The sequence below is a fragment of the Enterococcus sp. S183_ASV_20 genome (genome assembly GCF_018919685.1).
Lineage (GTDB): Bacteria > Bacillota > Bacilli > Lactobacillales > Enterococcaceae > Enterococcus > Enterococcus faecalis.
This window is the reverse complement of record NZ_JAHLRI010000001.1, coordinates 12,701-27,474: the sequence shown is the minus strand read 5'-3', so window position 1 is coordinate 27,474 and position 14,774 is coordinate 12,701. Positions and strand designations below refer to the sequence as shown.

Annotated in this window: 14 protein-coding genes; all 14 read left to right on the top strand. The window is 38.7% G+C overall.

What is annotated here, in order from left to right; all coding sequences use genetic code 11:
• Position 1: 1 nt before the first annotated feature.
• The 14 genes from KQI94_RS00120 to pflA all read left to right on the top strand — a co-directional run bounded on the left by KQI94_RS00120 (position 2) and on the right by pflA (position 14,762).
• On the top strand, positions 2-520 hold the full coding sequence (locus tag KQI94_RS00120) for a BMC domain-containing protein (protein ID WP_002369362.1): 519 nt from the start codon (positions 2-4) through the stop codon (positions 518-520).
• The gene (locus KQI94_RS00115) at positions 511-1,989 is read left to right on the top strand and encodes an acetaldehyde dehydrogenase (acetylating) (RefSeq protein ID WP_002357511.1); all 1,479 of its coding nucleotides are present in this window, start codon (positions 511-513) and stop codon (positions 1,987-1,989) included. Before KQI94_RS00120 ends, KQI94_RS00115 begins: the two co-directional genes overlap by 10 nt.
• Before the next feature lie 123 nt (positions 1,990-2,112).
• Positions 2,113-2,403: a BMC domain-containing protein gene (locus KQI94_RS00110; protein ID WP_002357513.1), complete on the top strand. Its 291-nt coding sequence runs from the start codon at positions 2,113-2,115 to the stop codon at positions 2,401-2,403.
• 67 nt (positions 2,404-2,470) lie between these two features.
• Positions 2,471-3,034 (top strand): hypothetical protein, encoded by a 564-nt coding sequence (locus tag KQI94_RS00105; RefSeq protein ID WP_002363983.1) that lies wholly within the window; start codon positions 2,471-2,473, stop codon positions 3,032-3,034.
• 3 nt (positions 3,035-3,037) lie between these two features.
• Positions 3,038-3,673 carry an ethanolamine utilization phosphate acetyltransferase EutD gene (gene eutD / locus KQI94_RS00100; protein ID WP_002357516.1) on the top strand — a complete coding sequence of 212 codons (636 nt, stop codon included), beginning with the start codon at positions 3,038-3,040 and terminating at the stop codon, positions 3,671-3,673.
• 14 nt (positions 3,674-3,687) lie between these two features.
• A complete protein-coding gene (locus tag KQI94_RS00095; protein ID WP_002369364.1) occupies positions 3,688-4,287 on the top strand; it encodes a TIGR02536 family ethanolamine utilization protein in 600 nt (199 codons plus the stop codon).
• Between the two features lie 12 nt (positions 4,288-4,299).
• Positions 4,300-4,563, top strand: a complete 264-nt coding sequence (locus KQI94_RS00090) for a EutN/CcmL family microcompartment protein (RefSeq protein ID WP_002369365.1) — start codon at positions 4,300-4,302, stop codon at positions 4,561-4,563.
• A 12-nt stretch (positions 4,564-4,575) separates the two neighbouring features.
• A complete protein-coding gene (gene eutH, locus KQI94_RS00085) occupies positions 4,576-5,676 on the top strand; it encodes an ethanolamine utilization protein EutH (protein ID WP_002357520.1) in 1,101 nt (366 codons plus the stop codon).
• Positions 5,677-5,688: 12 nt separating this feature from the next.
• Positions 5,689-6,132, top strand: a complete 444-nt coding sequence (locus KQI94_RS00080; protein WP_002357522.1) for an ethanolamine utilization protein EutQ — start codon at positions 5,689-5,691, stop codon at positions 6,130-6,132.
• Between the two features lie 87 nt (positions 6,133-6,219).
• Positions 6,220-6,648: a CoA-binding protein gene (locus tag KQI94_RS00075; RefSeq protein ID WP_002360261.1), complete on the top strand. Its 429-nt coding sequence runs from the start codon at positions 6,220-6,222 to the stop codon at positions 6,646-6,648.
• Positions 6,649-6,852: 204 nt separating this feature from the next.
• A complete protein-coding gene (gene parE, locus KQI94_RS00070; RefSeq protein ID WP_216454299.1) occupies positions 6,853-8,910 on the top strand; it encodes a DNA topoisomerase IV subunit B in 2,058 nt (685 codons plus the stop codon).
• 12 nt (positions 8,911-8,922) lie between these two features.
• Complete coding sequence (parC, locus tag KQI94_RS00065; protein ID WP_010706655.1) at positions 8,923-11,385, top strand: DNA topoisomerase IV subunit A; 2,463 nt, start codon at positions 8,923-8,925, stop codon at positions 11,383-11,385.
• Positions 11,386-11,674: 289 nt separating this feature from the next.
• Positions 11,675-13,921, top strand: coding sequence for a formate C-acetyltransferase (gene pflB, locus KQI94_RS00060; protein WP_002357529.1), 2,247 nt, complete (start codon positions 11,675-11,677; stop codon positions 13,919-13,921).
• Between the two features lie 76 nt (positions 13,922-13,997).
• A complete protein-coding gene (pflA, locus tag KQI94_RS00055) occupies positions 13,998-14,762 on the top strand; it encodes a pyruvate formate-lyase-activating protein (protein WP_002357530.1) in 765 nt (254 codons plus the stop codon).
• Positions 14,763-14,774: the final 12 nt, after the last annotated feature.

Here is a 14,774-nt window from a genome sequence, read left to right as displayed (position 1 = left end):
AATGAAAGCATTAGGAATGGTCGAAGTCAAAGGTTTTTTAGGTGCCATTAGTGTGGCCGATGCGGCATTGAAAGCCGCCGACGTTACTTTGTTAAAAGCTGAAATTATTAATGGCGGTTTAACAACTGTGGAACTGATTGGTGACGTTGCCGCGGTTCAAGCTGCCGTTGAAGTAGGCACGGAAGTAGCTAAAGAATTAAATTGTTTAATTGCTCATCATGTGATCTCACGGGTTGATGCTCAAACGGAAGTGATTTTATCAGATTCAGAACCTAAGTCAGCACCTGAACCGATGGAACAAGTAGAAGTAATTGAAGAAGAGATTGAAACACCAGATTTGGAAGAACACACAGGCACACGCCAAAAATTAGAAACACAACGCGTGGTTGATTTACGCAAACAAGCCTACAAAATGAACCTAAGTAGTTTAAAGAAAAGTGAGATTAAATTTGCCAATAAAGAAGCTTTAATTCAAGCAATCATGGCTGAAATAGAAAGAAGTGAAGACGAGTGGAATTAGTAGATAAAGACTTACGTTCCATCCAAGAAACAAGAAATTTAATCAGAAAAGCCAAAGAGGCACAGCAAGTATTAGCAACATTTTCGCAAAAACAAATCGATGCGATTGTCCAAGCAGTTTCAGAGGCTACGTTTAACCAACGAGAAAAGTTAGCGAAAATGGCCAATGAAGAAACAGGATTTGGTATCTATGAAGATAAAATCATCAAAAATGCTTTCGCTTCAAAAGTAGTATATGACGAAATGAAGGACAAAGCTACAGTTGGTGTGATCCATGATGATGCTGCCAAAAAAGTCACTGAAATTGCTGTCCCAGTTGGTGTGATTGCAGGATTAATTCCTTCTACCAACCCGACATCAACAGTCATTTACAAAGCATTAATTTCATTAAAAGCTGCCAACAGTATTGTTTTTTCACCACATCCCAATGCGTTGAAATCGATTATTGAAACAGTGGAAATTATCCAAAAAGCGGCTATTGCTGCAGGGGCACCAGAAGGTTGTGTCTCGGTCATCAAAACGCCAACTATGCAAGCGACCAGCGAATTAATGAAAAATAAAGAAACAAATTTAATTTTAGCTACTGGTGGAAACGCAATGGTTAAAGCCGCGTACTCTTCTGGAACACCAGCAATCGGTGTTGGGCCTGGTAATGGACCAGCCTACATCGAACGAAGCGCAAATGTTCCTCATGCAGTGAAACAAATAATGGATTCAAAAACTTTCGATAACGGTACAATTTGTGCATCGGAACAATCAATTATTGTTGAAACTGTCAACCGTGAAGCGGTCAAAGAAGAGTTAATTAAGCAGGGCGCGTATTTCTTAAGTCCAGCCGAAGCCGACAAATTAGCTAAATTTATTTTACGACCAAACGGTACAATGAACCCGCAAATCGTGGGTCGTTCCGTTCAACATATTGCTTCATTAGTTGGTTTATCTATTCCAAAAGATCGCCGCTTAATTGTTGCTGAGGAAACACATGTAGGCTTGAAATATCCATTTTCAAGAGAAAAATTGGCACCGATTATTGCTTTCTATACAGTTGAAAACTGGGAAGCAGCTTGCGCGTTATCAATTGAAATTTTGAAAGGTGAAGGTGCGGGTCATACGATGGGTATTCACACAGAAAACAAAGAAGTCATTCGTGAATTTGGCTTAAGAAAACCCGTCTCTCGTTTGCTTGTTAACACCTCTGGTACACTTGGCGGCATTGGTGCTTCAACTAACTTAGTGCCAGCATTAACACTAGGTTGTGGCGCAGTTGGTGGCAGCTCAACTTCTGATAATATTGGGGTTGAAAATCTGTTCAATTTACGTCGTGTTGCTTATGGCGTGCGTGATTTAGAAGAGATTCGTCAAGAATTTGGTCAAACATCAACCACATCTGTGGCTACTTCTTGCGAAACAACCAATCAAGAAGAACTAGTAAATGCCGTGGTGGCTCAAGTTTTAGCTCGCTTAAACTAACAAGAAACGAGCGAGTAAGAGTAAAACAAATAAATTATTGGATTTAGGGTTTGGGACCTAAGTCAAATTGATAATTGTCCCAAATTTTTAAAAATAAAACATACATCTTAGGAGGAAATTATAATGTCAAGTACAAATGCTTTAGGAATGATCGAAACTCGTGGTTTAGTAGGTGCTGTTGAAGCAGCCGATGCAATGGTAAAAGCGGCAAACGTTACTTTAATTGGAAAAGAACAAGTCGGTGGCGGTTTAGTTACAGTAATGGTTCGCGGTGACGTTGGTGCCGTGAAAGCAGCAACAGATGCTGGTGCTGCTGCAGCAGAACGTGTTGGCGAATTATTATCTGTCCATGTAATTCCACGTCCACATACAGAAGTAGACGCTATTTTACCACACGCAACAACTGAATTATAATTTTGATTTTTTGGGGCAGAGGTAGGTTCATTACTTCTGTCCTAAACTTTCATTGAGGAGGGGTGTTATGACAGTTATTACAGAAGATATGCTTCGCATCAAAAGGCTAAAAAAAGAACTAGAAGATGGCACGGATTTTGTGTTTCCTGTAGGCAGTTTTCTGACGCCAGCCGCCAAAAGCTATCTACGCGAGCATCGGATTAATAGCAGCTTCTCTTCAACAAACCCATTGCTTTCTGAGGTTCATTCAGTGAAGGCCTCCTCACAAAAACAAGAACATTTATCGAAAGAAACAATTTATGAGATTCGGCACTTAAGCCATCTATTGTATTTGCCTTTCTTAACGAATGAAGCGTTATCAACAGAAGGTTGGTTATATTTCGAACAACAACAACAGTGGTTAGAGAAATTTATTTTAGAACAGTCGCTTGTAATGGAACCAGTCATTTTGGAATCAAAGGTAACTATTCTAACTAACCAACAGAGACAATGGCGCTATTCCTCAAAAGAAATTCAATTACAACTAGATAAAATTATTCTCCAGTTAAAAGGAGAATCACAACTGTTCGGCCTTTTTCAATCTTGGGCTACAGAATTAATTAGCACCATGGCTGAAATATCACGAAACTAGGAGATGAACAAATTGGATTCAATGAATGAAATTGTTGAAGAAGTTGTTAAACGAATTCAGCAACAACAACAAAATACTTTTGAAGTTGAAGCTTCTGGCCGACATGTTCATTTGTCTCGTCAAGAGATTGATGCATTATTTGGACCAGGATATCAACTAACAAAAGTGAAAGATTTATCACAACCTGGACAGTTCGTTTGTAAAGAACGAATTACGGTTGCTGGACCTAAAGGACTTTTTCAAAATGTGGTTATTTTAGGCCCTGAACGTAGCGAATCACAAGTCGAAGTTTCTATGACGGATACGCGTATTTTAGGAATTAATGCCCCAGTTAGAGAGAGTGGCAAGACAGAAGGGACACCTGGCGTCACGCTGATGAACGGATCAGCAGTTGTGACATTAAGTCACGGCTTAATTGTTGCCAAACGTCACATTCACATGACACCTGAAGACGCCTTGAAAAATAAAGTAAGCAATAGCCAAATTGTGCAAGTCAAAGTGGAAGGCACACGTCCGTTAATCTTTGATGATGTGGTTGTGCGAATCAGTCCGCGATTTGCAACGTACATGCACATTGACTACGATGAAGCCAACGCTTGCGGCTTAACCAAAGGAGCTCGTGGCTATATTCTTAAGTAAAAGGAGGCAAGACAATGAACGTTTCTGAAATGGAAAATTTGATTCAACAGATTACTGATCGAATTTGCCAACAATTGCTGTCGTCGTCTTATTCAGTGGCTTTAGCAGAAGCAAAAGAAGCATTTCCTGAAGAAATGTTTGTTCGTTTTCCTGATGTAAATTGGGTAACCAAGGAGCAGAAGCTAGCACGAGGCTTGGTTGTAAAGAGGCTAACGATTTCCCAAGTAAATGCGATTGCGCATTTACAGGAAACGGATGAATTAGTCAAAAACATCTTAGCATTCTTATTTGAAGGTAAGCCGGTATTGGTTTTAACCCCAATACCTTCAGTGAGTAAAAATTCACGATTGAAGTATCGTTTGAAACAAACGATTCAGGAAAACGTGGACATGTGCCAACAGTTTGGGCTGATTTTTTATCATGATTCAGAAAATTACGCTGTTTTTCAGGCGGCCTGTCAAAAACAACTTCGTTCTTTAGCTGAGACCAAACGAACCTACATTACTGAAAAACAATTGATAAGAATGACAGAATCAGGTGTTTCTTTAAGTAAAAACGCCTATTTAACCCCGTTAGCGAAAGATTATGCTAGGAAACATCAATTGCTGACGTAAGGAGGAAAAACGATGCTTTTAGGAAAAGTGACTGGTAGCCTTTGGTCAACAAGAAAAGATGAAAAATTAAATGGCTGGAAATTTATGATGGTTGATATTTTGAATCAAGAGGACGAAAAGCAAGGATTTCTAATTGCTGCTGACAACGCTGGAGCTGGTGTCGGGGACAAAGTGTTAATTAGTCAAGGCAATGCTGCCCGTATTTCGGCAGAAGATTCAAATGTCCCAATTGATGCAATGATTGTTGGTGTCATTGATTCTACAGAGGAAGAATAGGGAGGACGAGACATGAGCATTAATGAAATTATTATGTATATTATGGTTCTTTTCATGATTATTGGAGGAATCGATAAATGTATTGGCAACAAACTAGGTTTAGGGGAGCAATTTGAGGAAGGGATTATGGCTATGGGTTCTCTAGCGCTTTCTATGGTAGGGATTATCACTTTAGCGCCTGTCTTAGCCAATCTTTTAAGTCCGATTGTCGTTCCTGTCTATGAATTACTAGGGGCTGATCCAGCAATGTTTGCCACAACCTTATTGGCTAATGATATGGGCGGCTTTGCGTTAGCGCAACAATTAGCCAATGATCCACAAGCTGGTTTATTTGCGGGGGCAATCTTAGGCGCAATGATGGGGCCAACGTTAGTCTTTACAATTCCAGTAGCGCTTGGCATTATCCAAAAAGACGACCAACAATTCTTAGCAACGGGTGTTTTGAGCGGGATTATTACAATTCCTTTTGGTTTATTAGCAGGTGGTTTAACAGCGGGCATGCCATTGTCATTGATTATTCCTAACTTAATTCCAATTATTATTGTTGCCGCTTTAATTATTTTAGGTTTATGGTTAGCGCCAAAAGGCATGATTAAAGGCTTCCAAATTTTTGGTCAAGGCGTAGTGATTGTCGCTATCTTTGGTTTAGTTGTGGGGGCGATTCAACTATTATTAGGAATTACAGTGATTCCTGGCATTGCACCAGTTACTGAAGGAATTGAAGTCGTTGGCGGGATTGCTTTAACTTTAGCTGGCGCTTTCTGTTTAGTAGCTGTGATTACGAAAGTCTTTAATAAACCATTGATGAAACTAGGAAAAGTTTTAGGAATGAATGAAGTAGCGGCTGCAGGAATGGTTGCTACATTAGCTAACAATATTCCCATGTTCCAAATGTTAAAAGACATGGATAATCGAGGAAAAATTATTAATATCGCTTTTGCTGTTTCGGCTTCTTTCGTTTTAGGTGACCACCTTGGTTTTACTGCAGGCGTAGCAAAAGAAATGATTTTTCCAATGATTGTTGGCAAATTAGTTGGAGGGATTACCGCCATTTTTGTGGCTATCTTTATGGCAAATCGAATGCTAGGGAAACCCGAAACAGAAGTGAAATAATGAGGTGTAAATATGACAGAATTAAATCGTGAAATGATTGAAACGCTTGTTCGACAAATTGTCACAGAAAAATTAATGCCGACTAAACAAGTGGATCCAAGTGGAATTATGTCCATCAAATTACCCGAAATCGACGTAACAGAAGACGATCGCTTAGATACAGGCAACCCAGCGGACATTGTTTACACAAAAGATCTGTTTTCTTTAGAAGAAAGCCCGCGCCTTGGTTGCGGTTTAATGGTGATGAAAGATACCACCTTCGACTGGACACTAGAATACGATGAAATTGATTATATTATTTCAGGACAACTGGATATACTGATTGACGGACGTAAAATTTCTGCAACAGCCGGCGAAATTATTTTAATCCCGAAAAGTAGCAAAATTCAATTTTCAGTGACGGGTGATGCCCGCTTTGTCTACGTGACTTATCCAGCAGATTGGCAAAGCCAATAATTATTTTGTCGGTATTCAGAGAATAATTTTGCCAAAACCCTTTACTCAGCGTTATAATAAATAAGAACGAAAAAAGGGGTTGAGTGAATGACATTTGAGAATCCAAGTCAAAATCAAATTTTTGATATTCTAAAACAAGCAAAAAATATTGCGGTGGTTGGTTTGAGTAACAAGCCCGACCGCACAAGTTACAAAATTGCAGAAATTTTACAGCAACATGGCTATCGTGTGTTACCTGTCAATCCAGTTTTAAAAGGCGAAACGGTGCTTGGCGAAACGGTTTATGGGGCATTAACAGAGATTCCTGAAAAGATTGATATTGTTGACGTCTTTCGGCGGAGTGAATTTTTGCCAGAAGTGGCCGCAGAAACATTGAAAACAGAAGCGCCTGTCTTTTGGGCCCAACTAGGTTTGGAAAACGAAGAGGCAGCGAACTTGTTATTAAATGAAGGTCGGCAAGTTATTATGAACCGTTGTATTAAAATTGAATTGGCAAAAATGGCAGATGCTGAATAAACACGTGTAATTTTATAAAGAAAGAGCGTCCTGAACGGAAAGCTCTTTTTTTTTTGACCCAGATAGAGTATTATTGTAATGATGGTTTTAGAAGGAGCGAACGGAAAACGCAAGAAACCCGCTCACTCTTCTTCTAATTCTTTAAGAAATAGTTAATGTACGCTTATTAACTAAACGAGAATCTAAGTATAAGGAGTTTTTTCTTTGGCTAAAAAAATTAACAATGAGTACAATGATGCCTCTATCCAAGTCCTAGAAGGATTGGAAGCAGTGAGGAAAAGACCTGGTATGTATATCGGTTCAACCGATAGCCGTGGACTCCATCACTTAGTCTATGAAATTGTCGATAACGCAGTCGATGAAGCGTTATCTGGCTACGGGAATGAAATCAACGTAACTATCCAAAAAGATAATAGTATTTGTGTTGCAGACTCTGGCCGCGGAATGCCAACAGGGATGCATGCTTCTGGTATCCCAACAGTAGAAGTAATTTTTACTGTCTTACATGCGGGTGGTAAGTTTGGCCAAGGTGGCTATAAAACTTCAGGCGGACTCCATGGGGTGGGTGCCAGTGTTGTTAATGCCTTATCTAAGTGGTTAGAAGTTCATATTGTTCGTGATGGCGTAGAATACATGGAACGATTTGAGGACGGCGGTAAACCAGTTGGTACCTTAAAAAAAATCGGCAAAACAAAAAAACGCAACGGCACCTCCGTTACTTTTTTACCTGACGACACCATTTTCTCTACGACAAATTTTTCTTACGAAATTTTAGCAGAACGTTTGAGAGAATCAGCTTTCTTATTAAAAGGCGTCAAAATTACTTTAACGGATGAACGTGGGGAAGAACCCAAAGAAGAAGTCTTCCACTACGAAGAAGGCATTAAAGAATTTGTTGCCTATCTAAATGAAGAAAAAGATACATTAACACCCGTTGTTTATTTTTCAGGAGCCAAAGAAGGTATTGAAGTTGAATTAGCTTACCAATACAACGATGGCTATTCTGAAAATGTTTTATCTTTCGTTAACAATGTCCGCACAAAAGATGGCGGTACCCACGAAGTCGGTATGAAAACGTCAATGACAAAGGCGTACAATGAATATGCACGGAAAGTAGGACTATTAAAAGAAAAAGATAAAAATTTAGAAGGTAGCGACTTCCGTGAAGGCTTAGCAGCCGTCCTTTCTATTCGAGTACCAGAAAACTTACTACAGTTCGAGGGCCAAACCAAAGGGAAATTAGGTACACCTTTAGCAAGAACCGTTGTCGATAACGTCGTAGGCGAACAAATGGGCTTCTATTTACAAGAAAACAGTGAAATGAGTCAATCATTAATTCGGAAAGCGATTAAAGCCCGTGAAGCCCGTGAAGCGGCTCGCAAAGCCCGTGAAGAAAGCCGGAACGGTAAAAAACGGAAAAAAGGCGAATCGTTACTTTCTGGAAAATTAACACCGGCTCAATCTAGAAATCCTAAGAAAAATGAACTATATCTTGTCGAAGGAGACTCAGCCGGTGGCTCAGCAAAACAAGGACGCGACCGGAAATTTCAAGCCATTTTACCGCTACGAGGAAAAGTCATTAATACGGAAAAAGCGAAAATGCAAGACATCTTGAAAAACAAAGAAATCAATACTATGATCTATACAATTGGCGCAGGCGTCGGTCCTGAATTTTCAATTGAAGATTGTAATTATGATAAAATCATCATCATGACCGATGCGGATACCGATGGTGCCCATATTCAAGTGTTGCTATTAACGTTCTTTTATCGTTATATGAAACCATTAATTGAAGCCGGCAAAGTCTATATTGCCTTACCACCTCTTTATAAAGTCTCTAAAGGAACTGGAAAAAAATCAGTCATTGAGTATGCTTGGACCGATGGTGAATTGGCAGAAGTGATTGATAAAGTTGGTAAAGGCTATATGCTCCAACGCTATAAAGGTTTGGGTGAAATGAATGCAGAACAACTTTGGGAAACAACGATGGATCCTGAAACTAGAACCTTAATTCGTGTTCGGATTGATGATGCAGCTCAAGCAGAACGCCGTGTGACCACATTAATGGGCGACAAAGTCGAACCTCGTCGAAAATGGATTGAACAACATGTTCAATTTACATTGGAAGAAGATGGCAGTATTTTAGATCGTTCAGAAGAAGACACTTCTGCACCAACAGGAGAAAGTCTTTTAGATGCGGAAAAAACAAAAGAAGCAGAACAAACCGATGACACTGAAATCAGTTTGTTTGACATAGAGTAGGGAGTGACAATTTTGGAAAAACGCCAAGAAGTTCAAGAATTAACCCTTGAAGAAGTAATGGGCGATCGTTTTGGAAGATATTCCAAATACATCATTCAAGAACGGGCCCTACCAGATATTCGAGATGGGCTAAAACCAGTACAACGCCGCATTCTCTTTTCAATGAATAAAGACGGCAATACCTTTGATAAAGGCTTTCGTAAATCGGCAAAATCTGTCGGAAACATTATGGGGAATTATCATCCCCATGGCGACATTAGTATTTATGAAGCGATGGTCCGTCTAAGTCAAGACTGGAAATTACGGGAAGTACTAATTGAAATGCACGGAAACAACGGAAGTATGGATGGCGACCCACCAGCGGCGATGCGTTATACAGAAGCTCGTTTATCACAGTTAAGTGGTGAGTTGTTAAAAGATATCGACAAAAATACCGTCGATTTCGTTTGGAATTTTGACGATACAGAAAAAGAACCCACTGTTTTACCAGCCAAATATCCTAATTTATTGGTAAATGGCTCAACGGGGATTTCAGCAGGTTATGCAACAGAAATTCCTACACATAATTTAGCGGAAATTATTGATGGGACCGTGTATTTAATTGATCATCCTAATGCAAGTTTAGAGAAATTAATGGAATACATTCCAGGACCAGATTTTCCAACAGGTGGGATCTTACAAGGAAAAGCAGAAATTAAAAAAGCCTACGAAACCGGCCGTGGTAAAGTAATTTTACGTGCGAAGACAAAGATTGAGCCCTTAAAAGGCGGCAAGCAACAAATTGTCATTTCTGAAATTCCTTATGAAGTCAACAAAGCAACGCTAGTGAAGAAGATGGATGAAATCCGTTTAAATAAAAAAGTAGACGGCATTGCCGAAGTTCGTGACGAAAGTGACAGAACTGGCTTACAAATTGTTGTCGAACTAAAAAAAGATGTCAATGCAGAAGGTATTTTAAATTATCTATTTAAAAACACTGAATTGCAAATCAATTACAACTTTAACATGGTAGCCATCGACAACATGACCCCGCAACAAGTGGGACTAAAACGGATTTTAGAAAGTTACATTACGCACCGCAAATCAGTTATCATTAACCGTTGTCAATTTGAGTTGGACAAAGCTCGCAAACGTGAGCACATTGTTGCTGGTTTAATTAAAGCATTGTCTATCTTAGATAAAGTGATTGCAACAATTCGTGGCAGTAAAGATAAAAAAGATGCGAAGAAGAACTTAGTATCCGACTATGCGTTTACTGAAGAACAAGCTGAAGCAATCGTTACTTTACAGCTATACCGTTTAACTAATACAGATATTACTGATTTACAAGAAGAAGCGAAAACTTTAGAACAACAAATTGCTGAGTTATTGAACATTTTAAACAATGAAAAAGAACTATTCTCAGTCATGAAAAAAGAACTTCGCGAAGTTAAAAAGCAATATGGCAATCCGCGCTTAACTCAAATTGAAGAGGAAATCCAAGAAATCAAGATTGAAACAGCCGTGTTAGTTGCGCAGGAAGACGTGGTCGTAACCGTGACGCACGAAGGCTATATCAAGCGGAGTAGTATTCGTTCTTATACAGCTTCAAAACCAGAAGAAATCGGCATGAAAGAAGGCGACTTTTTACTATATGCTGGCGAAGTCAATACATTAGATCATCTTTTACTAGTAACAAATAAAGGAAATATGATCTATCGCCCCGTCCATGAGTTGCCAGATTTACGCTGGAAAGAAATTGGCGAACATATTTCTCAAACCATTTTAAATCTTGCTATCGATGAATCGATTATTGCTGTATATCCTTATAAAGAGTTAAGTCCGACAAAAACCTTTGTTTTCATTACAAAAGCTGGCATGATTAAACAAACCAAAATGGCTGATTTTGAGCCTTGGCGCACTTATAAGAGCCGCCCGACATCTTGTATGAAATTAAAATCAGACCAAGATGAAATTACCAATGTTTATTTAACAAATGATCAAGACTTATTGGATGTTTTCCTCGTGAGCAATCGCGGTTTTGGCTTACGTTATCCATTATATGAAGTACCAGTCGTGGGTAGTAAAGCGGCTGGAGTTAAATCAATGAACCTCAAAGAAGACGATTATGTCGTTAATGGTTTACTGGTTCATTCTGAAGGGGATACACCGATTGTCATCGTTACCCAACGTGGCGGTGTTAAACGCATGTTAGCCCAAGAATTAACACAATTAGGACGAGCAAAACGTGGACTAATGGTCTTGCGGGAATTGAAGAAAAATCCACATCGTGTTGTCTTTATGTCTGAAAGTACCGATTTAGATTTATTAGTTACTACGCAAAAAGGCACACAAGAAGTTATTCAGTCGAAAAACTATCCAATCAGTGAACGAACATCCAACGGTTCCTTTGTCATCGATGAACAAAAAGATGGCCAAGTAATGGAAGTCCACGAGATGCATTCTGCAGTGATTGAAGAAGAACAAACAAACTAAACTGTGTTATAAATATCTCCACAGCAGCCATCTGTATTAATACAGATGGCTGCTGTTTTTAATACAGAAGTACATTTTTCACAAGTGATAACAACTATAAATCGTTCTTATTTTCACAAGTATAAATGCTTATATATCAGCATTTAGAATCTTTGCTCCCCATTTATTTATTAAGAAAGTGCAATAAATAATAAAAAAACGCTTGCATCTAAAAGGTTATGTGTTATACTAATCACATAAAGCTGTTACATACAATCAAGTAGCAGTTAACTAAGGAGGCAAACACTTCATGAAACAATGGGAAGGCTTTAAAGGCGACAAATGGAGAACAAGCGTTGACACTCGTGATTTTATTCAAAACAACTACACAGAGTACAAAGGCGACGACAGTTTCTTAGAACCAATCGCTCCAAGCACTGACAAATTATGGACAAAACTACAAGAATTATTTGAAATCCAACATGAAAAAAATGGCGTTTATGACATGGATAGCGATATCCCAGCAACTATTACGTCACATGAACCTGGTTACTTAATCAAAGAAGAAGAAAAAATTGTCGGTTTACAAACAGATGTACCATTAAAACAAGCATTTATGCCATTCGGTGGTATTAAAATGGCGAACAATGCCTTAGTTTCAAATGGTTATGAAACTGACGAAGAAATGACAAAAATCTTCACAGAATACAGAAAAACACATAACCAAGGTGTTTTTGATGCCTACACAGCTGAAATGCGTTTAGCACGTAAAAACAAAATCATTACTGGTCTTCCAGATGCTTATGGCCGTGGCCGTATTATCGGTGACTATCGTCGTATCGCATTATATGGTATCGACTACTTAATGGAACAAAAGAAAAAAGATCATGATAACACTGGTAACAAAGAAATGACAGATGATGTTATTCGCTTACGTGAAGAAATTTCTGAACAATACCGTGCGTTAAATGACTTAAAACAAATGGCTGCTTCTTATGGTTTCGATATTTCTCGTCCTGCTGCAAATGCGCAAGAAGCAATCCAATGGTTATACTTTGGTTACCTAGGTGCCATTAAATCTCAAAATGGTGCGGCAATGTCAATTGGTCGTATCTCAGCATTCTTAGATATCTATATCCAACGTGACTTAGAAGCAGGTTTAATCACTGAATTTGAAGCACAAGAAATGATTGACCATTTAATCATGAAATTACGTATGGTTAAATTTGCACGTACACCAGAATACAACCAATTATTCTCTGGTTATCCAATTTGGGCAACATTATCTATTGCTGGTATGGGTATTGACGGTCGTTCATTAGTTACCAAAAATGACTTCCGTATCTTACACACCTTAACAAACATGGGACCATCTCCAGAACCTAACTTAACTGTATTGTATTCTTCTCACTTACCAGAAGGTTTCAGAACATATGCAGCTAAAATCGCGAAAGAAAGCTCATCTATCCAATTTGAAAACGATGACTTATTACGTGAAAACTGGGGCTCTGACGACTGTGCAATCGCATGTTGTGTTTCTGCAACAGTTATGGGTAAAGATATGCAATTCTTCGGCGCTCGTGCGAACTTAGCGAAAGCTGTTCTTTATGCAATTAACGGCGGGGTCGACGAAAAAACTAAAATGCAAGTAGCACCAAAATATCGTCCAATGACTGGTGACAAATTAGATTACCACGAATTCATGGAACGCTATAAAGACATCTTAGACTGGTTAGCTGAATTGTATGTTAACACATTAAACATTATTCATTACATGCATGATAAATATGCATATGAAGCACCACAATTAGCTTTAATGGATACTGATTTACAACGGACATTCGCAACTGGTATTGCCGGAATCTCTCATGCGACTGATAGTATCATGGCAATTAAACACGGTGAAGTAGAAGTAATCCGTGACGAAGATGGTATGGCAATTGATTATGTACCAACAAAAGAATTCCCAACATACGGAAACGATAACGAAGAAGCCGATGCAATGGCTAACTGGATTTTAGATTACTTTATGACACAAATTAAACGTCAACACACATACCGTAACTCTAAACCAACGACTTCATTATTAACAATCACTTCAAACGTTGTTTATGGTAAAGCAACAGGGAACACGCCTGACGGACGTCGTGCCGGCAAACCTCTTGCACCAGGTGCGAACCCAAGTTATCAAGACGGTAAATTCTTAGGTGAGAAAAATGGCTTGTTAGCTTCATTAAACTCAACAGCTCGTTTAGAATATACAATCGCTTTAGATGGTATTTCTAATACACAAACCATCAACCCTAATGGTTTAGGTAAAGACGACGACACAAGAATTAACAACTTACGTAACGTATTAGATGGCTACTTCGATAAAGGTGGTTACCACTTAAACGTAAACGTATTTACAAACGAATTATTATTAGATGCACAAGCACATCCAGAAAAATATCCAAACTTAACTATCCGTGTATCTGGATATGCCGTGAAATTCCGTGACTTAACTCCTGAACAACAAGCAGACGTTATTTCAAGAACTTCACACGACAGACTATAAAAAACATTTACATTATTTAACTGAAAGGGTGACATTTAACGTGTCATCCTTTTCGTTTGAAAGAAGAGGGATCATTATGACAACACCAGTTACAGGTAGAATTCATTCAACAGAAAATTTTGGTACCGTTGATGGCCCAGGTGTCCGTTTTATCGTATTTACACAAGGGTGTCGCATGAGATGTCAATTCTGTCATAATCCAGATACTTGGAAAATTGGTTCCGGTGGTCGTGTGGTGACGACTGACGAAGTATTAGAGGAAGCATTACGTTTTCGCTCTTATTGGGGCGAAAAGGGTGGTATCACTGTCAGTGGTGGTGAGCCGCTATTGCAAATGGACTTTTTGATCGATTTATTTAAAAAAGCCAAAGCACAAGGCATTCATACAACCTTAGATACGTGTGGCAAGCCTTTTACTCGGGAAGAACCCTTCATTAGTCAATTTGATGAATTGATGAAGTATACAGATTTACTCTTATTTGACATCAAACATATTGATAACGAGCAACATAAACTGTTAACAACGCAATCAAATGATAATATTTTAGAGATGGCTACCTATTTATCTGAAATTGACAAACCTGTTTGGATTCGCCACGTATTGGTGCCTCAACGTAGTGATTACGACGAATATTTAATCCGTCTGGATGCCTTCATAAAAACATTAAACAATGTAGATAAAGTTGAAGTGCTTCCTTACCATACGATGGGCAAGTACAAATGGGAAGAACTAGGTATTCCTTATCCATTAGAAGGAATTGAACCTCCTAAAAATGATCGTGTTGAAAATGCGAAAAAACTACTACATGTCGAGGACTATCAAGGTTATCTAGCACGTTAACAAACGAAAAAA